This window comes from Brenneria rubrifaciens (assembly GCF_005484945.1).
GTDB classification, from domain to species: domain Bacteria; phylum Pseudomonadota; class Gammaproteobacteria; order Enterobacterales; family Enterobacteriaceae; genus Brenneria; species Brenneria rubrifaciens.
In genome coordinates this window covers 1083054-1103539 of sequence record NZ_CP034035.1, presented here as the reverse complement: position 1 = coordinate 1103539, position 20486 = coordinate 1083054, and the positions used below count along the sequence as shown (strand labels likewise).

Genomic DNA, 20486 nt, shown 5'->3' with positions numbered 1-20486 from the left:
GTAAACCGCTCAAGTTTACCACAGAAACTCGGCTCTGTTGAGGACGTCGCCGGACGAGTCTCTCCTCAACAGAGCAAGGCAAAGCCCTAAAACCGCCTTAGCGCAGCGACCTTTCTTCCGCGTCAGGCGCATCAATAATCGCCTCTTCTTTGCGGAACAGGCTAATCACCTTGAATAACAGGCTCATACCGATACCCACCACGGTAGCCAGCGCCATGCCTTTCAGTTCGGTCGCGCCCAGATGTACTTTGGCGCCGCTGACGCCGATGATCAGGATCACCGAGGTCAGAATCAGGTTCTGCGCTTTGTTGTAGTCCACTTTGGATTCAATCAGCACGCGGATACCCGACGCGCCGATTACCCCATACAACAGTAACGACACGCCGCCCATTACCGGAACCGGTACGGCCTGTATCGCCGCGGCCAGTTTACCGACGCAGGCGAGCAGAATGGCGATGATCGCCGCACCGCCGATGACCCAGGTACTGTATACCCTGGTGATAGCCAGTACGCCGATGTTTTCACCGTAGGTGGTATTGGGTGTTGAACCAAAGAATCCAGACAGAATGGTAGAAATACCGTTGGCGAACAGGGAACGATGCAACCCCGGCTCGCGCATAAGATCTTTCTTGACGATGTTCGCCGTCACCACCAGATGGCCGACATGCTCGGCGATCACCACTAAGGCGGCGGGCAAAACCGTCAGAATGGCGAACCATTCAAAACGCGGCGTATAAAAGGTTGGCAGCGCAAACCAGCGCGCCTCGCCGATGGAGGTAAAATCCACCACGCCCAGGAGAAACGACAGCGCATACCCCGCCAATACGCCAATCAAAATCGGGATAATCGCCAGAAAGCCCCGAAATAGTACCGTTCCGAGGATTGTCACCGCCAGCGTGAACAGTGAAATAGTGACGGCGGTGGTATCCATTGCCGTACCGTCGGCAGGCAATAATCCGGCCATACCAGCGGCAACGCCCGCCAGTTCGAGGCCGATGACCGCCACGATCGCCCCCATCGCCGCTGGCGGGAACAACACACCCAGCCAACCGGTGCCGGCTTTTTTAACAATCAGCGCCACCAGACAGAACAGCGCGCCGCACATGATAAAGCCGCCCAGCGCAACCTCATAGCCCAACGGTAATAGCAGCAATACCGGTGAAATGAATGCAAAACTGGAGCCCAGGTAGGCAGGGATCTTGCCTTTGCAGATAAACAAATAAAGCAACGTGCCAATACCGTTGAAGAGCAGTACCGTCGCCGGGTTGATTTTGAATAGGATAGGCACCAGAACGGTGGCGCCGAACATCGCGAACAGATGTTGAAAGCTCAGCGGGATGGTTTGTAACAAGGGTGGACGTTCACTTACCCCGATGGCGCGACGAGTCATCTTTATATCCTCTGTAACGTTGCTATTTGTTGTGTACGGCTGATGTCAACACCGGTTATGGCAGCCAGAGTTAACTCTCCCCCACAGCGGAGCCGATTTATTCAGGCTGATGATTACGTTTCCTGGGGGGCGGCTCGCGCCCAAAACGCCGCATCGTGCGGTCAGCAGGCGGAATAGCCTGCCGCAAAAAAACCGACTGAATCAGTCGGCGTTCCGGCTATTTAGTACCAAATATTTTATCGCCTGCATCGCCCAGACCCGGCATGATGTAACCACGCTCGTTAAGCCCCTTATCAATCGACGCCGTATACAACTCGACGTCCGGGTGCGCTTTCTCCAGCGCGGCGATCCCTTCCGGCGCCGCAACCAATACCAGCACCTTGATGCATTGACAGCCCGCTTTTTTCAGCAGGTCAATCGTGGCAATCATTGAACCGCCGGTCGCCAGCATCGGGTCCACCACCAGCGCCATCCGTTCTTCGATGTGAGAAACCAGCTTTTGGAAATAGGGCACCGGTTCCAGCGTCTCTTCATTACGGTAGATACCGACAACGCTGATACGTGCGCTGGGAACATTTTCCAACACGCCTTCCATCATCCCCAGACCTGCGCGCAAGATAGGCACAACGGTAATTTTTTTGCCTTTGATTTGATCGACTTCAACCGGGCCGCACCACCCCTCAATGGTCACTTTTTCGGTGGCTAAATCGGCGGTTGCTTCATAGGTCAATAAACTGCCGACTTCGGAAGCCAGCTCACGAAAACGCTTGGTACTGATATCGTGCTCACGCATCAGACCCAGTTTGTGTTTGACGAGCGGGTGTTTCACCTCGACGATCTTCATCAATTACTCCCCCTGAACAGTGGACGGACAAAAAACGCCGGAGACGTTTTTAAACACCGTTTGCGGCGGCCGGCAGGATAGCCTGGCGCTAAAAAAATCGCCGGATTATACCGCTTTTTTTGCCTCGTGCTATATGATTAAGCCTGATCCAGATCAACCGATAAGGGAAATTACCGTGCATACCCAATAGATTGCAATTTGCGTGAAGACGGACAAAAAGAGGCGAAGGCAATGAGGAAAAACCGGCAGCCGGTGACACATCACTCGCAAACGATTGCCCGCGCTGTTAGAATTAGCGCGCTCGATTTTTTAACGACCCGTTGTTTTTTTTAAACCACAAATTGTAACCTTCGTGGGGACCCCGCAGTGACCGACAAAACCTCTCTCAGCTATAAAGACGCAGGTGTGGATATTGATGCTGGCAACGCATTGGTAGACCGCATCAAAGGTGTAGTGAAACAGACTCGCCGCCCGGAAGTCATGGGCGGGCTGGGTGGTTTCGGCGCCTTATGCGCCTTGCCGCAAAAATACCGTGAACCGATTCTGGTTTCCGGCACTGACGGAGTCGGCACCAAACTGCGTCTGGCGATGGATCTTAAGCGTCACGATACGATTGGCATCGATCTGGTCGCCATGTGCGTTAACGATCTGGTCGTACAGGGCGCCGAACCGCTCTTTTTCCTCGACTATTACGCCACCGGCAAACTGGATGTGGATACGGCCGCCAGCGTCATCACCGGTATCGCGGAAGGCTGCAAACAGTCTGGCTGTGCGCTGGTCGGCGGCGAAACCGCTGAAATGCCGGGCATGTACCACGGCGAAGATTACGACGTGGCGGGTTTCTGCGTTGGCGTGGTTGAGAAATCCGAAATCATTGATGGCAGCAAAGTACAATCCGGCGATGTTCTGATTGCCCTCGCGTCCAGCGGTCCGCACTCGAACGGTTACTCGCTGGTACGAAAAATCCTTGAAGTCAGCCAGGCCGATCCCGAGCAGTTTATACTGGAAGGTAAGCCGCTGGCCGACCACCTGCTGGCGCCGACCAAAATTTACGTGAAATCCATCCTCTCCCTGATTGAAAAAGTTGACGTACACGCGATCTCCCACCTGACCGGCGGCGGCTTCTGGGAAAATATTCCTCGCGTACTGCCGGAAGGCATGCAGGCGACGATCGACGAATCCAGTTGGGCTTGGCCGGCGGTGTTTAACTGGCTGCAACAGGCTGGCAATGTCAGCCGTCACGAAATGTATCGCACTTTTAACTGTGGTGTTGGTATGATCATCGCAATGCCGACCGAGCAGGCAGACGAGGCCATCGCGTTGTTGAACAGCAGTGGCGAAAACGCATGGAAAATCGGCGTCATTACGCAAACCGATGCCGGAGACGCAGTGGTCATTAACTGATGAAAAACATCGTTGTCTTGATATCAGGTCAGGGAAGCAATTTGCAGGCGTTGATTGACGCCTGCAAGGGCGGACGGACTAAAGCAAAGATAGCCGCGGTATTCAGCAACAACCCTGAAGCCCTCGGCTTACAGATTGCACAGGATGCGGATATTCCGGCGCATACCCTCAGCCCGGAAGACTTCCCCGATCGCGTGGCCTACGATGCGGCCCTGGCGCAGGAAATCGAACAGTATCAACCGGCGCTGGTGGTGCTGGCGGGCTATATGCGGATTCTGAGTCCCGATTTTGTCGCGCAGTTTGCCGGTAAATTGCTCAATATCCACCCCTCGCTGTTGCCGAAATATCCTGGACTGCATACGCACCGCAAAGCGCTGGAAAACGGCGATACCGTACACGGCACGTCCGTGCATTTTGTGACGGATGAGCTGGATGGCGGGCCGCTGATTTTGCAGGCGAAAGTCCCCGTGTTCAGCAACGACACGGAAGAAACGTTGAACGCACGCGTGCAAACACAGGAACACACGATCTATCCCATGGTCGTGAATTGGTTTCTGAATGGTCGCCTGCTCATGCGCGAAAACCAGGCGTGGCTGGATGGCGTTCGCATTCCGCCCCAGGGTTATGCGGCGGAATAATGGGTTGGATGTACATCCATACTGATAGGGATGTACATCTTGCCAAAGGCTTTCACCCCACCTTATTTTATCCTTCATGCGAATCATCGCGTCCGGGTGCGGTTCCTCTCTTTATCTGGTTATCTGGCGAATGGCTGAGGATGCTTGATTCACACATTCGCGGTCACATTCTCAACGGCAGGTCAGCCCTTTTCATGACCTGATTGACAAACCTCCCAAGTGATTGACTACTACAGCGGCATTCTTCATCATGACCGTAAAAGATAATAATAATTCTTATCATTATAAAAAATGAGTCATTATCGCCCACGAGTGCGCACTTACCCGCCGTTTAGAACACCGAGGAAACAGGATTGAATGCAGACTTTTTTGCCGGTAAAGCCCGGCCCGATCACGGCGACAGCGCCGGTGAAATATCCAACAGGCTAAATGAACGTTTCCCACCGGATAATCCGTTTCCCGCCGGTGTTATTCGGATCACCGGCGCCGCTGACGCCGCTACCCTGCTTGAGAAGATCATTGAAGCATTCAGGCTGTTCTATCCCAATATTCAGGTTGAAACCGACTTGCGGGGTGAAGCCTCGGCTTTCGCTTATCTCATCAACGCCAGAGCGACGATGGCAATAGTGGAGAGAGAAATTACCCTGGCGGAAGCCGTACCTTATAAGAAACAAGTCGGTACCGCCCCTTTTGCCCTTCGCGTTGCCATCGGCTCGCATGGCACAACCGCGTGCCCGGCCAGCTCTTTGGGGGTTTATGTTCATCGCAGCAATCCATTGAAAAAATTAACTCTCGCCCAGTTGACGCGCATTTTTACGCTCGGCAATCCAGGCGGGGATTATTCCCGTTGGGGACAGTTGGGACTGGAACAGCATTGGCAAGCAGGGGGTATTTTCCCCCTCACTACCGCAGAAGACAGCGCGCTCATCGGTTATATGCAAAAATACCATTTTGCCGGGCGCGAGCTTCATGCTAACTGTGAATACTTCCCGGATACCGATGCGCTGCTCGCAAGACTGGAAAACCATCCCTATGGGATAGGCATTGCTGAAATAGGAAGGGAAACGCCCGATTTACGTATGCTATCTCTGGCTTATGATGGCCAACCCGCTTTCTCATCGGAACAACCAACGGCCAGCGTCGGCGGCGCTTACCCGCTGGCCCGTTTTCTTTACCTGTACCTGCCGCTCAAAAATCCCCCTGTGGCGGATGGCGCGGCGCTGGAATTTTCACGGTTTATTCTCTCCCGGCAGGGACAGAAAATCATCGCGGATCACGCTGAACGCTTTACCCCGCTTGATGAGGCTGACGCAGACAAACAACTGGCATTATTGACGGTTCACTCATGAATTCAACACGATCAGAGCAACAATTAACCATTATCGGCAACGATGGAATGGCGTCATTGGTCATCCCCTGGTGCGATCTGTTTTGCCGTCGGTATCCTCACATTTCGTTTAACTGCACGTTAAAAGGCTCCTCGACGGCGATTATGGCGCTGGGGGCCGATGCCAGTTGGGTTGCGCCTATGTCGCGCGCGCCCTGGCCGCATGAACTGGCCGCATTTGTCAATGCGAAAGGTTACCTGCCAACGGCGATTCACGTGGGTTATACTGGACATGGCCCGCGTCCGTCCGCGAAAACCCCGCCCGCGATTTATGCGCACCGTTCCAATCCGTTGCCAGGGCTCACGATGTCCCAACTGGCGGCCGTTTTTTCCGCCGGTGCGCCAACCGGCGACATCGCCTGCTGGCAACAACTCGGACTGGGCGGTAAATGGCGGTCACGACGCATTCATCTTTACGGCCTGCGCGATAATGGCAAATATGCAACCGCTTTTCGCCACGCGTATCTGGCAGAGCGCCACTACCCTCGCCATTATGAAGCCCTTGCCGATCGCAAGGCGGTGATTGAGGCGGTAGCGGAAGATCCCTTTGGTTTAGGTTCCCTCGGCTGGTGCAATGCAGCGGAATTTTCCCAGGATGTGCGTATTGTGCCGCTGGCGTCCGATGCGGAAAACGCCGCCTTTTATACACCGCAGTTGTCGCACGTCGAGTTGGGGAAATACCCCCTATCCAGCTTTATTTCGCTGTATGTCGACCTCCCTCCAGGGGCTAAACTCAGCGCCCTGCTTAAAGCGTGGTTGCTGCTGACGCTTTCGCCAGCCGGACAAACGGTGATTGCCGGCCAAACGCACAGTGCGGAAGGCTATGTTCCTCTGCCCCCGGCAATGCTGAACATTCAGCGTGAACACGTTGCGCTCATGTAGGTTATTTTTCATGAAAATTGATCGGTCATATCATGAAGACATCAAATAACAAAAGAAAACGCGCCACCACGGATCTTTATGGCGAGCGGTTTCGTAACCGAAAGCACTTACTTTCTCCTGGTCTGTTCACGGTCGCCACATACATCCATAAACACAAAGGCGCGATCCTGGATAAAACGGCCATTGAAATTGCGGCTGAAACCAACACCTCTGACGCCACGGTGGTTCGTGCTATCCAGGCATTGGGGTTTTCCGGGTTGCGCGATCTGAAAAACGTATTGGCAAGCTATCTGGGAGAAACTCTTTCCTCTGCAGCGCGGATGGCGTCAACGGTCAGCGCGTTGACGCCGGATACCAACGCCAGCGTCGACTTCGTATTGGAAGGATACCGTTACACCTGCCAGATGCTTGCCGAAGAAAAAAACCGTCAGGCGCTATCGCAGGCGACGATATTGCTTCAGGGATCGGCGCGGGTGGCTATTTTTGGCCTGGGCGCCTCTTCGATTCTTGCGGAATATACCGCCCGGCTGTTTAACCGCAACGGCAAGCCCGCCTATGTGTTAAACCGCACCGGCGGGTCATTAACCGAGCAGCTCATCGGAATGGCTCAGGGAGATGTGCTGATCATGATGGCCCAGGGCAGCGCTCACCGGGAAGGAGTGACGACATTAGAAGAGGCTCGCCGTCTGGGTATCCCGATCATTCTGCTGACCGGCGCGAGTGATTCCTTGTTCATCAAGGAGGCGGATATCGTCATTTTTATTCCCCGCAGCGCGGAAGCAGGAAAAATTCCGATTCATGGCACGCCGCTCATTTGTCTCGAAATATTGGTGTTAGCCCTCGCCGCTTCAATGCCGCAGATACCGCTGAAAACCATGAATCGGCTGTATGAACTGGGTAATTCCATAGCAAAACCGAAAAAGCCTCTGCGATAACCCCCCGCCAGACCTCACCCCTGAGGCTGTTACCTCTTCACGATCGCCAACAGGAAAAGACGGCGGAGAAACGAACCGGCTGCGCCTCTATACGCTGAGGCGCTATTCGTGCGTCATTTCACCGGTATCCAGTACGTTCCCTCAAGCGTCACAGGCAAAAATTCTCGGCTCATTTCCTCAAGCGTTTTCTGGGGGTCCAGATCGCTAAACAGTTCGGGATAAAACACTTTGGCAAAGATTTCCACATCCAGTAAATGCCACGGGCTCATATAAAAATTATGCCAGATGCCGAAGGCCCGGCCCTGCTTGATCGCCGTCAGACGGGAAATGATCGGTTCACTCGATAGACTGCGGGCAAAACTCTCCCTTGCCTCTTTTTCAGATACTTCAGGACCGAGTTGGGGAAGATTCGGGTCCTGCGGGCCAGCCATACCGGTCGCCAGGTAAACGTCAGGATTGGCGTCGATAACGGCTTCAGCGCTGATCTGCCCGAAAACCCCGGGAAAGCGGCCTGATGCGATATTATTTCCCCCGGCAAACGCGATCAGATCGGCCAGATTTCCCTGAGCAACCGTGGTACAGCATTCGTCTTTGCGTCCAAGATGCAGTTGCAACATCACCGTGGGTTTAGGCTGTTGCACGGTTGCCAGCCGCTCACGGATGAAATCGATATGGCGCTGATAAAATCGGATGAACCGTTCCGCTTTATCCTGTTGATTGAGCACTTCGCCAAGAATACGCATGCTGGGTAGGGTATTGGTTAACTGCTTAACCCTGAAGTCCACGTAAACCACGGGAATATTGGCCTGCACCAGTTGCATTTCAAATTGGTCATGGTCGTTTTGTTTCTTGGCATAGACCGGCAGAATGACCAGATCAGGCTTGAGTGAAATGACTTTCTCTACGCTGATTTGCGAAAAATTTGAATTACCGATAATCGGTATCGTCTTCATCTCTGGGAACGCCGTACTGTAACGTTTCCACGTCTGCTTATCCAAACGCATAAGATCGCCCGGCCAGCCGACCACGCGGCGGGCGGGGTTCCCCTCTTCAACCAGCGCCAGGGTATAAATCATTCGGCTTTCGCCAATGATGATGCGTTGGGGATTATCGGGCACCTCAACCTGACGGTTTACAATGTCGACGATTTGCTTAGCATGACCAAGCGGACTCAACAGCAGCAGAAAAATAAAACAGCACGTCCTCATCAGATTCCCCGAACAGGTTGTTCTTTGTGGCATGGCATTGATTAAAACCTCCCTCCGGCGGATCACCTCTCCCGGTAGCGAAAGATTACCGGGGAGACGTTTCCTTGAACATTAGAAATCCACAGATGCCTGTAAATACATTACCCGGGGCTCGCCGACGATGACCCGGAGATTACCGGCGCTTGATTCGTAATATTCCTCGTTAAACAGGTTTTTCATATTAAGCTTCAACTGTGTGTGCTTACCAATCAGGGTGTTATCCCAGGCGACAAAAGCATCGGCCACAGTGTAATCCGGCATGGTGAAGCTGTTTTCCGGATCGCCCGCCCGAGTACCCACATACCTGCCCCCGCCGCCTAGACGCAGTTCGCCGGGCAACCAGTCGAAACGCAGTGTATGGCTGAGGTACAGGCTTGCCATGTTGCGAGGCGCATTGACCAACCGGTTACCGATATTGTCGGGATTAATCTTATCCTCCACGATTTCGGTCTTATCAAAGCTGTAGTTCGCCACAATGTTCCAGTCAGGCGCCAGTTCACCGTTAAGTTCAAGCTCAATACCCGTAGAGCGCGCTTTGGGAATACTGCGGGTGACGCCGTTGATGAAAATGGACATATCTTTTTCATCAATGCGATACAGCGCCAGCGTAGCGGCAAGTGCAGGGTTTACCTGCCACTTGGCGCCCACTTCATAGGTCGTCCCCTTCTCCGTCGCGGCAACGTCGCCGTTGTCATCGGTTTCGGTCGACGGCGTAAAGGAACGGCTGTAACTGCCATACAGCGACACGTCGGGCGTCACTTTATAGATCAGGCCCAATTGCGGTAAAAAGGTGTCGCCCCGATCGTTAAGGGTCGTTTTCGGCGTGATGAATCCATTGCTGGCCGTCTGGGTGTAGCGCTGAAAACGACCGCCCAACACGGCGATCCACTGGTCGTCCAGATGAATACTGTCTTTAAAAAACACCGAGCGGCTATAAAGATTGGTGCGCAGATTACTGAGCGAATCCCGGTAGGTGAGATCGCTAAGCACCGGCGCTTCGCCGTAAACGGGGTTGTACATATTGAAGGTATTCGACACCGCGCCGCGCCACGAACGCGCCTTGTAGGTTTCGTTTTGTTCATAATCCACGCCCAGCATCACATCATGCTGCATTCCCCAGCGTTGCGGACTACCGCTGATGTCCCAGGACATATAATGTGTCTGATGGTTGAAGCCGCGATTGGCATCCGCCCGGCGCGAAACAATGCCGGTATCGGTATTAACGGCCGTCGCCCTGACCTCGTTACTGTCATAGCGCCGTTGCATCCATGCGTAGTTGAGGTGCGTTTCCCAGGTATCATCCAGTACCCAGTTATAATTGACGTTAACGCGTTTTTTCTTCCCCCAGGCCCGGTTTGCCGCGTCGTCCAGACGCCGATTATAGGGAATATCCACCGGTTTACCGTTGATGAAGGCCGTGCCGCGATCATAGGGAACATCATATGTGTATTCCACATAACCGATATTGAAAGAAGCGCGCTCACCATACCAACTGAGCGAAGGCGCGAGCAGCGTACGTTCATTGACGCCGAAATTACGCCAATAATCCTCATGTTGCCGTTCGGCAACCATGCGGAAAGCAACGTTATTCCCCAGGGGACCGGTCACGTCGATCGCACCGGCGCCCCCGCCCTCGCTACTGCTTTGCCCGCTGATGCGGGTATTCCAGGTGTATTGGGGCTTCTTGCTGATCAGATTGATAACGCCGCCGGGATTCAATATGCCGTACATCAGCGAAGCGGAGCCTTTCAGCACTTCTACACGCTCTATTGAGGCGTCCATCGACAACCCCTGATTACTGCGAATCCCATCGATAAAGACGGACCCATCGGAGTTGGCGCCGAATCCTCGTTTAACAAAACCGTCTTCAATTCCCCCCAATGTATTGCCCTGCGTAACGCCACTGACAAACTTGACGGCGTCATTGACGCTCCTGACCTGATAATCCTGCATGACCTGAGGCGTCACGACGCTGACAGACTGAGGAAGATCGTTACGAGGGGTGGCGATCCGGGTAGCAGTGGTGGCGCTGTCGCTGTTGTAACTGCGCGCCGTATTCTCATTGCTGTCATTGGCGATGACGGTTAGCGTGTCGTCCGCCGCACAGACTCCACTACTGATCACTACAGCACTAAGAACGAATAATTTTTTATGAAACACCATGGCAGATTGTGAACCCCAATGTATAAATTTATTTATAATCAAATAATTATTTTTAAATGGCATTAATCCAAAAGCATTATAGCGGTAATGAATGTAGTAATGATTATCAATCGCAATAAATTTATCCATCATCCACAAACGGCCATAAAACAGGCTAGAATGAGCGGCATCACTTTCTGATGATTCAATAAACAAGGATTCACTATGTCCGGTACGAGCAACGCCGTTCGGCTGCGACCGCTGGAACGGGACGATCTCACCTTTGTCCATCAGTTGGATAACAATGCCAGCGTCATGCGTTACTGGTTTGAAGAGCCTTATGAGGCTTTTGTCGAACTCAGCGATCTGTATGACAAACATATCCATGACCAGAGCGAACGGCGTTTTATCATTGAGCATGAGCAAACCAAAGTCGGCCTGGTCGAACTGGTGGAAATCAACCACATCCATCGACGCGCCGAATTCCAAATCATTATCGATCCCGCTTATCAAGGACAAGGCTACGCCAGCGCAGCGGCAAAGCTGGCAATGGATTATGGCTTCTCGGTGCTGAACCTGTATAAGCTGTATCTGATTGTGGATAAAGAGAACAACAAAGCGATTCACATCTACAGCAAGCTGGGATTTGAAGTGGAGGGCGAACTGATCCATGAGTTCTTCATTAACGGCGAATACCGCAATACGATCCGCATGTGCATTTTCCAGCAGCAATATCTGGCGAAACACAAAACCGTGACGGGGACAGGCGGCGCGGCACCGGGTAACACCATCAACCAATAACGGTAGCGAGGCCGGTATCACCGGCCTCGCTTATCTTACCCCGCGAACCGCCGGAACAGCGCTTTGCCGCGTAACAAACGAATCCCCAGCCAGCCGCCGCACAGCGACAGCAGTAAGGCGGCGGACAGCGGCAGCGCCCACCACATGATTAAGTTCGGCTCCCACGGGAAATTGAAGACCTGACGCTGCAATAACCACAACGCCGCTTCCGCGCCAATGGCGGCGGCAATACCCGCGACCAGCCCCAGCACCGCAAACTCACACCATAACGTGGTACGCAGAAGACGCAGCCCTGCACCCAGCGTACGGTATACCATCAGCTCCTGCCGCCGCTGGCGCATTCCCACCTGAATCTGCGCCAGCAACAGCAGCACGCCGCAGAACAGCACCAGAATCACCATAATTTCCAGCGCCCGGCTCACTTGCTGCAATACCTGTCCGATCTGACGCAGCATGCTACCGATATCCAACACGCTCAGCGTCGGAAACTGGCGGTTCAACTGGGTGATCATCTTCTCATCGCCGTCGTAGCGGAAACTGGTCAACCAGGACTGTGGCTGACCATCCAGCGCGCCGGCAGGAAAGATAAAGAAAAAGTTCGGGCGCAAACTTTCCCAGTCCACCTGCCGGAAACTGGTGACTTTGACGCTGAATGGCTGGGTGTCGCCGGTAAAGGTCAGCGTATCGCCGATTTTTATCCCCATCTCTTTGGCTTCTTTTACTTCCATCGAGACTTCGCCCGCTTTCGGCGCCTCCCCCTTCACCAGTACGTTGTGTTCCGGGATAGCGTCTGTCCAGGTCAGATTCAATTCACGATTGACCGTGTTGCCGCCGGGATCGTCCTCATGAATCAGTTCCGTCGCCACCTGCTGGTTGATCTCCGTCAGGCGGGCGCGCACGATCGGATAAAACTGTTCCGGTTTGACCTGATGCTGCTCAAAGAAGGTTTTAACCTGCGGCACTTGTTCCGCGGTCATATTCAGCAAGAAATAGTTCGGGCTGCCCGGCGGTAGCTGTTGTTGCCAGCGATCCAGCAAATCTCCCCGCATCACCAGCAGCAAAGCCAGCAACATAAATGACAATGAAAACGCCGCCAGTTGGCTGAGCGTCGACCAGGGTTGGCGCAGCAGACGGTTGATCGCCAGCCGCATTGCCAGCCGTTTAACCGTCAGGCGACGCAACAACAGCAATCCGCCCCAGCCGATCGCGCCCAATAACAGCGATAGCACGGCTATTCCGCCCAGCAACGACCACAGCAGCGAACCGCCGCCGGATAATATGGCAAGCAGGCCGACCACCATCGCCAGCACGATCGGCAGATAATAACGCAGCGGCCAGACATTCGCCGCCACATCCTGACGCAACACGCGCAGCGGCTGCGTCGCCAGCAGCAGACGATAAGGCCGTAGCCCCACCAGCAGTGAAATCAACACCAACGAACCCAGCGCCCAGGCCCACGGCCACAGTCCCGATGCGGGCAGCGTCGCCGGCAACACCGGCGCCAGCATTTTCATCAACAACGCTTCGAACCCAAGCCCCACCAGACCGCCGCCCAGCGCCGCCAGCCCCAGCACCGACAGCCATTGACCGATAATCAGCCGCCGCAAAGCCTTTCTTCCCGCGCCCAGCGTTTTCAGCACCGCCACCAGATCATAACGACTGCGGCAATAGTGTCCCATGGAAACCGCCACCGCCGCGATGGACAGCAGCAGCGTCAGCAGCGCCGAAAGCAGCAGGAACTGTTGCGAACGCTTCAACGACTGGCTCAGCGCGCCTTCGGAATCCGCCATGCCGTACCAGCGCTGATCAGGCTTGAGCTGTGGCTTGATAAACTCACTGAACTCACTGATTTGCCGATCATTTCCCGCGAACATGTAACGCCAGGTAATCCGGCCGCCGGGCTGTATTGCCCCGGTTTTTTCCACATCGGCCAAATTCATCAAAATACGCGGCGCGGTATTGAACGGATTAAACCCGGCGTCCGGCTCCTGAATCAGCTCACCGGCGATACGCAGGGAAGCATCTCCCACCTCCAGCATGTCGCCGACGTTCAACCCCAACAGCGCCAGCAGCCGCGGCGCCGCCAGCACCGTTCCCGCTTCGGCGCGCAGCCCGGCCGGACGCGTCTGTAGCTGACCGTACAGCGGATAACGCGGGTCGGTGGCCTTGACCCGCGCCAGTTGCGGCGTATCGCCCGCGAAGGTCATGGTCATGAACGAGATCTGCCGGCTGAGCGTCAATCCTCGCTGTTGGGCCGCCTCAAGCCACGTTTCCGGCACCGGGCGCGATGCTCTTAGCACCCGATCGCCCGCCAGAAAATCACGGCTCTGCTGGCTCAACCCTTTTTCCATGCGATCGCTGATGTTGCCCAGCGCCAGCACACAGGCCACGGCCAGCGTTAACGCCAGCCAGACAATTAATAATGAAGGAGAGCGCCATTCGCGCCAGAACCAGCGCCAGATCATGCGTCCTCCTTCAGTTTGCCGTCCGCCAGACGCAGCCGGCGCTCACAGCGGGCGGCCAGTTGTTCATCATGGGTGACCAGGATCAGCGTGGTGGCGTAATCGCGGTTCAGGGAGAACAGCAGATCGACAATGCGCTCGCCGGTTTTACGATCCAGATTGCCGGTCGGTTCATCGGCGAACAGCACTTTGGGACGGCCGCTAAACGCCCGCGCCAACGCCACGCGCTGTTGCTCGCCGCCGGAAAGCTGGGCGGGAAGATGGTGCAAGCGCTCGCCCAGCCCCAATTGCTGCAACAGTTGCCCGGCCTGCCCGCGGCTATGGCTGTCGCTCTCGCCGCGCAACAGCGCGGGGAGCTGGACGTTTTCCAGCGCATTGAGCGTCGGCACCAGCATAAAAGACTGAAAGACAAATCCCACGTCTCTGGCGCGCAACGCGGCGCGCCCCTCTTCATCCAGTTTGCTTAACGGTTCGCCCATCAGACTGACGTCGCCTTCGCTGCCATCGTCCAGACCGGCAAGGATACCCAGCAATGTTGATTTACCCGAACCTGACTCGCCAATCAGCGCAATTGTCTGTGCGGGTTTGACAATAAGCTCAACTCCGGTAAGGATGGATAGCCGATTCTCCCCTTGACCAACGTGCTTACTAAGATGATGAACTTCAAGAATGTTTTCCGCGGGCCCGGTTTTGGTTGGCATAGCGCTCGCTGGACTGGTCTTCGCAAACATGTTTTCGTCCTTTTGCTTCTGGGTTTATGCAGTGTACGTGCTTTTGCGGCGGACACTTTATTGATTCTCGGCGATAGCCTCAGCGCGGGCTACCGGATGCCGGCGGCCAACGCCTGGCCTGCCTTGTTGAATAAGCAATGGCAGACACGGCGGAAAAGCGCCAATATTATTAATGCCAGCATCAGCGGCGATACCGCCGCGCAAGGGCTGGCGCGTCTTCCGGCATTGCTGGAACAACATCAGCCGCGCTGGGTTCTGATCGAACTTGGCGGCAATGACGGGCTGCGGGGTTTTCCTGTGCAAAATATCGAGCAGGATCTGACCAAAATCATTACGCTGGTCAAACAGGCCAACGCCGAACCCTTGCTGATGCAAATTCGTCTGCCAACCAACTATGGCCGCCGTTATACGGTATCGTTCAGCGACGTTTATCCCCGGTTGGCGAAGCAATTTGATCTTCCGCTGCTGCCTTTTTTTATGGAACAAATTTATCAAAAACCCGAGTGGATTATGGAAGACGGCATCCACCCCACCCGCGATGCCCAACCGTTTATCGCTGAGTGGATGGCGAAACAACTGGAACCCTTAGTTAACCATGAGTCTTGATAAATAGGGCTTTTGAATTAGGTAAAGTTATGCAAAAAACGGTTTTCATCACCGGCTGTTCCAGCGGTATCGGCCTGGTAGCCGCGCTGGATTTGCAACAGCGCGGCTATCGCGTGCTGGCCGCCTGCCGCCGGGCGGAGGATCTGGCGCGTTTGACCGCACTGGGTCTGGACGCGCTGGAACTCGATCTCGATGACGGCGCCAGCGTCGCAAAAGCCGCCGCAGAGGTCATCAGACTGACCGATAATCGGCTTTACGGTCTGTTTAATAACGCCGGATATGGTTTATACGGGCCGTTGAACAGCATATCGCGACAGCAGCTTGAGCGGCAGTTCTCCAGCAATCTATTCGGCACGCATCAGTTAACGCAGCTGTTGCTGCCCGCCATGCTGCCGCACGGCGAAGGACGGATTATTCAAACCAGTTCGGTGATGGGATTGGTCGCCACCCCCGGACGCGGCGCGTACGCCGCCAGTAAATTTGCGCTGGAGGCATGGTCGGACGCACTGCGGATGGAACTGCATGGCAGCGGTTTACACGTCAGCCTGATTGAACCCGGCCCGCTCAACACGCGTTTCACCGATAATGTCGATCAAACGCAAACGGACACACCGATCGCCAACCCCGGCATCGCCCGGCGATTTACGCTGCCGCCGCAAGCCGTGCTGCCTAAATTGCATCACGCGCTGGAAAGCCCCCGGCCGAGACTGCGCTACCCGGTGACGCTGGTTGCCCACGCGCTGTCATGGTTACGTCGTCTATTGCCCGGCCGCTATCTGGATAATCTATTACGCACCCGTTCTTGAAGCGGCGCATTCCGCCCCCATCTATAATAGCCAAAACGGACGAGGATAAGAGAGAACGCACATGTTAGAACAACAAGCCAATATTATTGATGTCGACGAATCCAACCTGCATCAGGTGCTGGAGCAATCCGCGACATTGCCGGTGCTGTTTTATTTCTGGTCCGAACGCAGTCAGCACTGTCTGCAACTGGAGCCGGTACTGAACAAGCTGGCGCTGGAGTACGCCGGACAATTTATTCTGGCGAAAGTGGATTGCGATGCGGAACAGCGCGTCGCCGCCCAATTCGGCCTGCGGGCGATCCCAACCGTCTATCTGTTTAAAGACGGCCAGCCGCTGGATGGTTTTCAGGGGCCGCAGCCGGAAGAAGCGGTACGCGACCTGTTAAAGCGCGCGCTGCCGAAAGAAGAAGAACTGAAAGTCGCCGACGCGCAGCAGTTGATTCAGGAAGGTCAATTGACCCAAGCGCTGCCGCTGCTGAAAGACGCCTGGCAGTTGAGCCAACAGCGCAGCGACATTGGTCTGATGCTGGCGGAAATCCAGATTCAGCTTCACCGTAGCGAAGACGCCGAAGCGGTGCTGGCGACGATCCCTTTGCAGGATCAGGATACCCGTTATCATGGCCTGGTGGCGCAGATTGAATTGCTCAAGCAGGCGGCGGATACGCCGGAAATTCAACAGCTACAACAGCAACTGGAGGCTGACCCGCAAAACGCGGAACTGGCGGTACAGTTGGCGTTGCAATTGCATCAGGTCGGGCGCAATGAAGAGTCGCTTGAACTGTTGATGGGTTTCCTGAAAAAAGATCTGGGCGCCGCAAACGGCAACGCCCGCAAAACGCTGATGGACATTATGGCCGCGCTCGGCACCGGCGATACGCTGGCCGCCCGCTACCGCCGCCAGCTCTACTCGCTGCTTTACTGATGCGGCTTTGCTGATCCCGGCCCGACATCCGCCACAGTGCAATTACGGGGGATATCGCGCCGTCTCAGCCGTTACACGGGATAGGGGGAAAGCGTGGCGAAATAGCTCACCAGCGCCAGCACCAACGCCCCCAGCCCAATCTCCAGCCAGATGTATGCCACCAGCCTGCGCCACACCGGTTCTCCGCCCGCCCGTCCCAGCCGGGGAACCAGCCAGTACCGGTTGAATAAAGCCAGCGCCACCATCGCCAGCACTAACATCACCTTAGCCAGTAGTAATCCGCTATACAGGCTAACGTGCGGAGGCCATCCCAATAGCAGCAGGCCGCTTATCACGCCCGTCACGATATTCAGCATTACCCAGAGATGCGCGTAGCGGGAAAACCCCATCATCGTGGCAACGGCCTCCTTGCGCGTTGCCGGGTTGCGCCCTGCGGCCATCAGAAACAGCAACGGCGGCAAGCCGCCGACCCATAGCGCCGACGCCATCAGGTGCAGCACGTGGTTAGCCCGCTGAATCATTCCCAGTCCGCCTTCCAGCGCAGCCGCATGTCCGATATACGCCATACCGCACCACTGTATCGCGCTGACCAGCAAGATAAACCGGCAGCGGGAAACATCCTGCGCGACCAGCGCCAGACACGCCGATAGCGCCAGCAGTGTCTGCACGGCCCATCCCCTGCCGGCCGTGGTGCTCAGCACCGCCTGCCAGATATCGCCATCCGCCAGGTTACGCCAGTCGCCGCTCATGATAACCAGTTGCAACGACAGGATGGCGCACGTGCAACCCAACGTCACCCACAGGGCGCTTCGCAATACCAGACTCAGCCGAACGGCCAGACAGCGCCTGAAATCGCCCTGTGCCAGCCACACGACATAAAATGCGCCGCCGGTGGTCAGCATCAGGGCGGAAAAATATCCCCAGCGCAGCGTCACATACAGACTTTCCGCCGCCACGGGCTATTTCACCGTAAAACGGTAGCTGCCTTTCAGTTTGTGGCCGTCAACGGACAAAACGCGCCAGTTAACCAGATAGCGCCCGCTTGCCAAAGGATTGGCCAACGTCACGTTCATCTGATTACGTGCAACCGAGGTCTTGCTGATGGCTTGCGATTGTCTGGCACCATCAACGATTTCAACGCCGCTGAACGCGGGTTCGATATTTTCCGAGAAGGTCAGCGTGAGCGTAGCGGGCGCCGCGTCAACGGTACTGTCGGCTACCGGCGTCTGACTTTTCAAATGGGCGTGCGCCCATAGCGCGGGAGAAAACACCATCGTGGCGGCGGCCAGCAGCGCGCCGCCCAGCCAGGTTTTCAGCGTCAATGTCATATTCATTCATCCTGTTTCAATAATGGAAAACCAGTAAAAAACCACGACATGCCCACAAGGGTAAAATGAGAAAAATGTTATACGTTAATAATAATAAGCCGCCGCGCCGCCGCTATTCGTCCCTGTCGACAGCCCTTAGGCTAATGTCTCCAGGACATTGATCCAGCCGTGGCCGCCGTAAACAGGCCAGCCATTCAGCCAGCGTCGCAGCAGGTTCATGGCAAACAGGGCCACCACTTCCTGATGCGTTTTCAGGCTATGACGCGCGACATTATACTGTATCGCCTGCGCGAATGTGCCTTGCGGCGTATGCAGGGCAATCATCAGCCGATCGTCTCGTCTGTCCCCTACCCGCAGGGCCAGCGGGACGCCGTAACGTTCCGCCAGTTGCCGCGTGTCATCGGCAAACGACGGCAAATCCTGTACATCGCTATTCACCCGCAGTTCACCGCCGGCCAATGGCACGCCGGCTGACTGCAACTGCCAGTTCAGCAGACCGGCAGTAAAATCTTCACTGACCGCCAGCCGAAGCTCGCGTGCCGTCAACCGGCGCGCCAACTGGGTCGGCAACCCTTCCGTCCCTTCAAAGATGGCGTTTTCGCCCGCCACGGCGCGCACCTGTTCCCACACCGGCTGCATTGCCGCCCGTTGCGCGGCGGGTCCGGTCAGCTTCAACTCGATAATCGGCATGGAAGAACGGTAGCCGAGCACCACGCCCGGCGGGAGAGACTGTCCATCCAGTTGACCGGCCAAATCGCTTTCAGAACGTCCAAAGGTGGTAAGCCGCAAACACAGCGGCGGTTCGGAAAGGACAAAACGATCGCGCAGACGCGGGATGATCTGCTGCTCCACCATCACCTTGAATTCCGACGGCACGCCGGGCGTAAAAAACATCAGACATTGATTAAGCTGCAACACAAAGCCGCATGCCGTCCCCACCGGATTATCGAGCATTTCGGCACTGGCGGGGATCTGCGCCTGCTTGCGGTTACTGGGCGCCATGACCCGGTTCCGTTCGGTAAAAAACGCCGTCATCCGCGCCAGCCATCCCGCATGTTCAACCAGTTCCTCCCCGGCGGCCGTGGCCGCCGCCGCCGCGCTGAGATCGTCACTGGTCGGCCCCAGTCCGCCATTGACAATCAACACATCCGCAATTTGGCTTCGCTGGGTGAGCGCCGAGACTAAGGCATCGAGATCGTCCCCCACCGTCATCCGGCTGGTCATCGGCAATCCCTGCTGAAACAGATAGTCACCCAGCCAGGCGGCATTGGTATCAATAATCTGACCATGCAGCACTTCATCGCCGGTACTTAACATCTCGACCCTAAGCATCTTTCACTCCCGTTAATAGCAAACGGGCGCGATCGCTCGCGCCCGCCACAACATGACTGTCGATGGCCGTTATCAGAAGTTGAAACCCACGCCGATATAGGCGGAATCGGCCAGTTTGTTATCTGAACGGCCGCTTTCGCCCGCCAGGTTGATATAGCGGTAGCCCACATCGACATTCAACGGACCGATGACCTGCCAGCGGACGCCTGCCTTGCCTTCGACATAGTAATCAACTTGGCTGGAAAACGCGTCCGGTGAATAATAGCCTTCACCGTAGACAGAGAAGTAACGGTTGATCGGCCATTGCAGACCGCCGCCCAGCGCCAGCGCATGGCCGTCTGAACCGCGATCCTGGTCGAGATACAACGCCTTGCCGCCGAGAGTCAGTTTCAGCGGGCCGAGCGGAAGGGTATACCCTAAGCCAAATCCATAGATATCATTACTGTTGTCGCCGTGAGCGTAACTCACGCTGCCGGCCAGCCCAGGTATCCCCAAACCGAAACCCGCGTTGGCGCCGGTATAATCGCGCCCAACTTCCCCGGACAAACTAATGGCCTGTACAGAAGCGCTGGCAAGCAGCAGGCTTCCCGCACAGGCAATGACAAACTTTTTCATGTCGACTTCCTTAA

At 55.6% G+C, this 20486-nt stretch carries 19 protein-coding genes; 9 read left to right on the top strand and 10 right to left on the bottom strand.

Annotated features, from left to right (window positions below; genetic code table 11):
* Nucleotides 1–97: 97 nt before the first annotated feature.
* Nucleotides 98–1390: a uracil permease gene (gene uraA / locus EH207_RS05140; protein ID WP_137713019.1), complete on the bottom strand. Its 1293-nt coding sequence runs from the start codon at nt 1388–1390 to the stop codon at nt 98–100.
* 217 nt (nt 1391–1607) lie between these two features.
* On the bottom strand, nt 1608–2234 hold the full coding sequence (gene upp, locus EH207_RS05135; protein WP_137713018.1) for a uracil phosphoribosyltransferase: 627 nt from the start codon (nt 2232–2234) through the stop codon (nt 1608–1610).
* A gap of 366 nt (nt 2235–2600) precedes the next feature.
* On the opposite strand from upp, the gene purM reads away from it, so the two are divergent.
* From purM to EH207_RS05110, 5 genes are all read left to right on the top strand, one after another.
* Nucleotides 2601–3638 carry a phosphoribosylformylglycinamidine cyclo-ligase gene (purM, locus tag EH207_RS05130; RefSeq protein ID WP_137713017.1) on the top strand — a complete coding sequence of 346 codons (1038 nt, stop codon included), beginning with the start codon at nt 2601–2603 and terminating at the stop codon, nt 3636–3638.
* The gene (gene purN / locus EH207_RS05125) at nt 3638–4276 is read left to right on the top strand and encodes a phosphoribosylglycinamide formyltransferase (RefSeq protein ID WP_137713016.1); all 639 of its coding nucleotides are present in this window, start codon (nt 3638–3640) and stop codon (nt 4274–4276) included. Before purM ends, purN begins: the two co-directional genes overlap by 1 nt.
* 353 nt (nt 4277–4629) lie before the next feature.
* Nucleotides 4630–5625, top strand: coding sequence for a PstS family phosphate ABC transporter substrate-binding protein (locus EH207_RS05120; RefSeq protein ID WP_137713015.1), 996 nt, complete (start codon nt 4630–4632; stop codon nt 5623–5625).
* A complete protein-coding gene (locus EH207_RS05115; RefSeq protein WP_137713014.1) occupies nt 5622–6545 on the top strand; it encodes a PstS family phosphate ABC transporter substrate-binding protein in 924 nt (307 codons plus the stop codon). The genes EH207_RS05120 and EH207_RS05115 overlap by 4 nt, the downstream gene beginning before the upstream one ends.
* 32 nt (nt 6546–6577) lie before the next feature.
* Complete coding sequence (locus EH207_RS05110; RefSeq protein WP_137713013.1) at nt 6578–7480, top strand: MurR/RpiR family transcriptional regulator; 903 nt, start codon at nt 6578–6580, stop codon at nt 7478–7480.
* Nucleotides 7481–7593: 113 nt separating this feature from the next.
* Here EH207_RS05110 and EH207_RS05105 read toward each other — a convergent pair whose 3' ends face one another.
* Together EH207_RS05105 and EH207_RS05100 are read right to left on the bottom strand one after the other, a co-directional pair.
* Entirely contained in the window at nt 7594–8688 is a 1095-nt protein-coding gene (locus EH207_RS05105; protein ID WP_137713012.1) for an ABC transporter substrate-binding protein, read from the bottom strand.
* Nucleotides 8689–8799: 111 nt separating this feature from the next.
* The gene (locus EH207_RS05100; RefSeq protein WP_137713011.1) at nt 8800–10890 is read right to left on the bottom strand and encodes a TonB-dependent siderophore receptor; all 2091 of its coding nucleotides are present in this window, start codon (nt 10888–10890) and stop codon (nt 8800–8802) included.
* Between the two features lie 204 nt (nt 10891–11094).
* Here EH207_RS05100 and speG point away from each other — a divergent pair, with 204 nt between their 5' ends.
* The gene (speG, locus tag EH207_RS05095; RefSeq protein WP_137713010.1) at nt 11095–11670 is read left to right on the top strand and encodes a spermidine N1-acetyltransferase; all 576 of its coding nucleotides are present in this window, start codon (nt 11095–11097) and stop codon (nt 11668–11670) included.
* Nucleotides 11671–11705: 35 nt separating this feature from the next.
* Here speG and ybbP read toward each other — a convergent pair whose 3' ends face one another.
* Both ybbP and ybbA read right to left on the bottom strand, forming a co-directional pair.
* Nucleotides 11706–14135 (bottom strand): putative ABC transporter permease subunit YbbP, encoded by a 2430-nt coding sequence (ybbP, locus tag EH207_RS05090; protein WP_137713009.1) that lies wholly within the window; start codon nt 14133–14135, stop codon nt 11706–11708.
* Nucleotides 14132–14863 (bottom strand): putative ABC transporter ATP-binding protein YbbA, encoded by a 732-nt coding sequence (gene ybbA / locus EH207_RS05085; RefSeq protein ID WP_137713008.1) that lies wholly within the window; start codon nt 14861–14863, stop codon nt 14132–14134. The genes ybbP and ybbA overlap by 4 nt, the downstream gene beginning before the upstream one ends.
* On the opposite strand from ybbA, the gene tesA reads away from it, so the two are divergent.
* From tesA to EH207_RS05070, 3 genes are all read left to right on the top strand, one after another.
* Complete coding sequence (gene tesA, locus EH207_RS05080; RefSeq protein ID WP_137713007.1) at nt 14786–15469, top strand: multifunctional acyl-CoA thioesterase I/protease I/lysophospholipase L1; 684 nt, start codon at nt 14786–14788, stop codon at nt 15467–15469. The two genes, ybbA and tesA, sit on opposite strands and share 78 nt — an antisense overlap.
* 29 nt (nt 15470–15498) lie before the next feature.
* Nucleotides 15499–16275, top strand: coding sequence for an SDR family oxidoreductase (locus tag EH207_RS05075; RefSeq protein ID WP_137713006.1), 777 nt, complete (start codon nt 15499–15501; stop codon nt 16273–16275).
* Between the two features lie 61 nt (nt 16276–16336).
* Nucleotides 16337–17197 (top strand): co-chaperone YbbN, encoded by an 861-nt coding sequence (locus EH207_RS05070; RefSeq protein ID WP_137713005.1) that lies wholly within the window; start codon nt 16337–16339, stop codon nt 17195–17197.
* A gap of 71 nt (nt 17198–17268) precedes the next feature.
* On the opposite strand, the gene copD is transcribed toward EH207_RS05070, so the two are convergent.
* From copD to EH207_RS05050, 4 genes are all read right to left on the bottom strand, one after another.
* Complete coding sequence (copD, locus tag EH207_RS05065; protein WP_137713004.1) at nt 17269–18153, bottom strand: copper homeostasis membrane protein CopD; 885 nt, start codon at nt 18151–18153, stop codon at nt 17269–17271.
* 3 nt (nt 18154–18156) lie between these two features.
* Complete coding sequence (copC, locus tag EH207_RS05060; protein ID WP_377805045.1) at nt 18157–18471, bottom strand: copper homeostasis periplasmic binding protein CopC; 315 nt, start codon at nt 18469–18471, stop codon at nt 18157–18159.
* Nucleotides 18472–18660: 189 nt separating this feature from the next.
* The gene (locus EH207_RS05055) at nt 18661–19857 is read right to left on the bottom strand and encodes a nicotinamide mononucleotide deamidase-related protein YfaY (protein WP_137713002.1); all 1197 of its coding nucleotides are present in this window, start codon (nt 19855–19857) and stop codon (nt 18661–18663) included.
* A 72-nt stretch (nt 19858–19929) separates the two neighbouring features.
* The gene (locus tag EH207_RS05050; protein WP_137713001.1) at nt 19930–20472 is read right to left on the bottom strand and encodes a YfaZ family outer membrane protein; all 543 of its coding nucleotides are present in this window, start codon (nt 20470–20472) and stop codon (nt 19930–19932) included.
* Between the last annotated feature and the right edge of the window lie 14 nt (nt 20473–20486).

Excerpts from the sequence above, each read along its gene's own strand:
- uraA (WP_137713019.1), bottom strand. The coding sequence starts at position 1,390 with ATGACTCGTCGCGCCATCGGGGTAAGTGAACGTCCACCCTTGTTACAA.
- upp (WP_137713018.1), bottom strand. The coding sequence starts at position 2,234 with ATGAAGATCGTCGAGGTGAAACACCCGCTCGTCAAACACAAACTGGGT.
- purN (WP_137713016.1), top strand. The coding sequence starts at position 3,638 with ATGAAAAACATCGTTGTCTTGATATCAGGTCAGGGAAGCAATTTGCAG.
- EH207_RS05115 (WP_137713014.1), top strand. The coding sequence starts at position 5,622 with ATGAATTCAACACGATCAGAGCAACAATTAACCATTATCGGCAACGAT.
- EH207_RS05110 (WP_137713013.1), top strand. The coding sequence starts at position 6,578 with ATGAAGACATCAAATAACAAAAGAAAACGCGCCACCACGGATCTTTAT.
- EH207_RS05105 (WP_137713012.1), bottom strand. The coding sequence starts at position 8,688 with ATGAGGACGTGCTGTTTTATTTTTCTGCTGCTGTTGAGTCCGCTTGGT.
- EH207_RS05100 (WP_137713011.1), bottom strand. The coding sequence starts at position 10,890 with ATGGTGTTTCATAAAAAATTATTCGTTCTTAGTGCTGTAGTGATCAGT.
- speG (WP_137713010.1), top strand. The coding sequence starts at position 11,095 with ATGTCCGGTACGAGCAACGCCGTTCGGCTGCGACCGCTGGAACGGGAC.
- ybbP (WP_137713009.1), bottom strand. The coding sequence starts at position 14,135 with ATGATCTGGCGCTGGTTCTGGCGCGAATGGCGCTCTCCTTCATTATTA.
- tesA (WP_137713007.1), top strand. The coding sequence starts at position 14,786 with ATGATGAACTTCAAGAATGTTTTCCGCGGGCCCGGTTTTGGTTGGCAT.
- ybbA (WP_137713008.1), bottom strand. The coding sequence starts at position 14,863 with ATGTTTGCGAAGACCAGTCCAGCGAGCGCTATGCCAACCAAAACCGGG.
- EH207_RS05075 (WP_137713006.1), top strand. The coding sequence starts at position 15,499 with ATGCAAAAAACGGTTTTCATCACCGGCTGTTCCAGCGGTATCGGCCTG.
- EH207_RS05070 (WP_137713005.1), top strand. The coding sequence starts at position 16,337 with ATGTTAGAACAACAAGCCAATATTATTGATGTCGACGAATCCAACCTG.
- copC (WP_377805045.1), bottom strand. The coding sequence starts at position 18,471 with ATGGTGTTTTCTCCCGCGCTATGGGCGCACGCCCATTTGAAAAGTCAG.
- EH207_RS05055 (WP_137713002.1), bottom strand. The coding sequence starts at position 19,857 with ATGCTTAGGGTCGAGATGTTAAGTACCGGCGATGAAGTGCTGCATGGT.
- EH207_RS05050 (WP_137713001.1), bottom strand. The coding sequence starts at position 20,472 with ATGAAAAAGTTTGTCATTGCCTGTGCGGGAAGCCTGCTGCTTGCCAGC.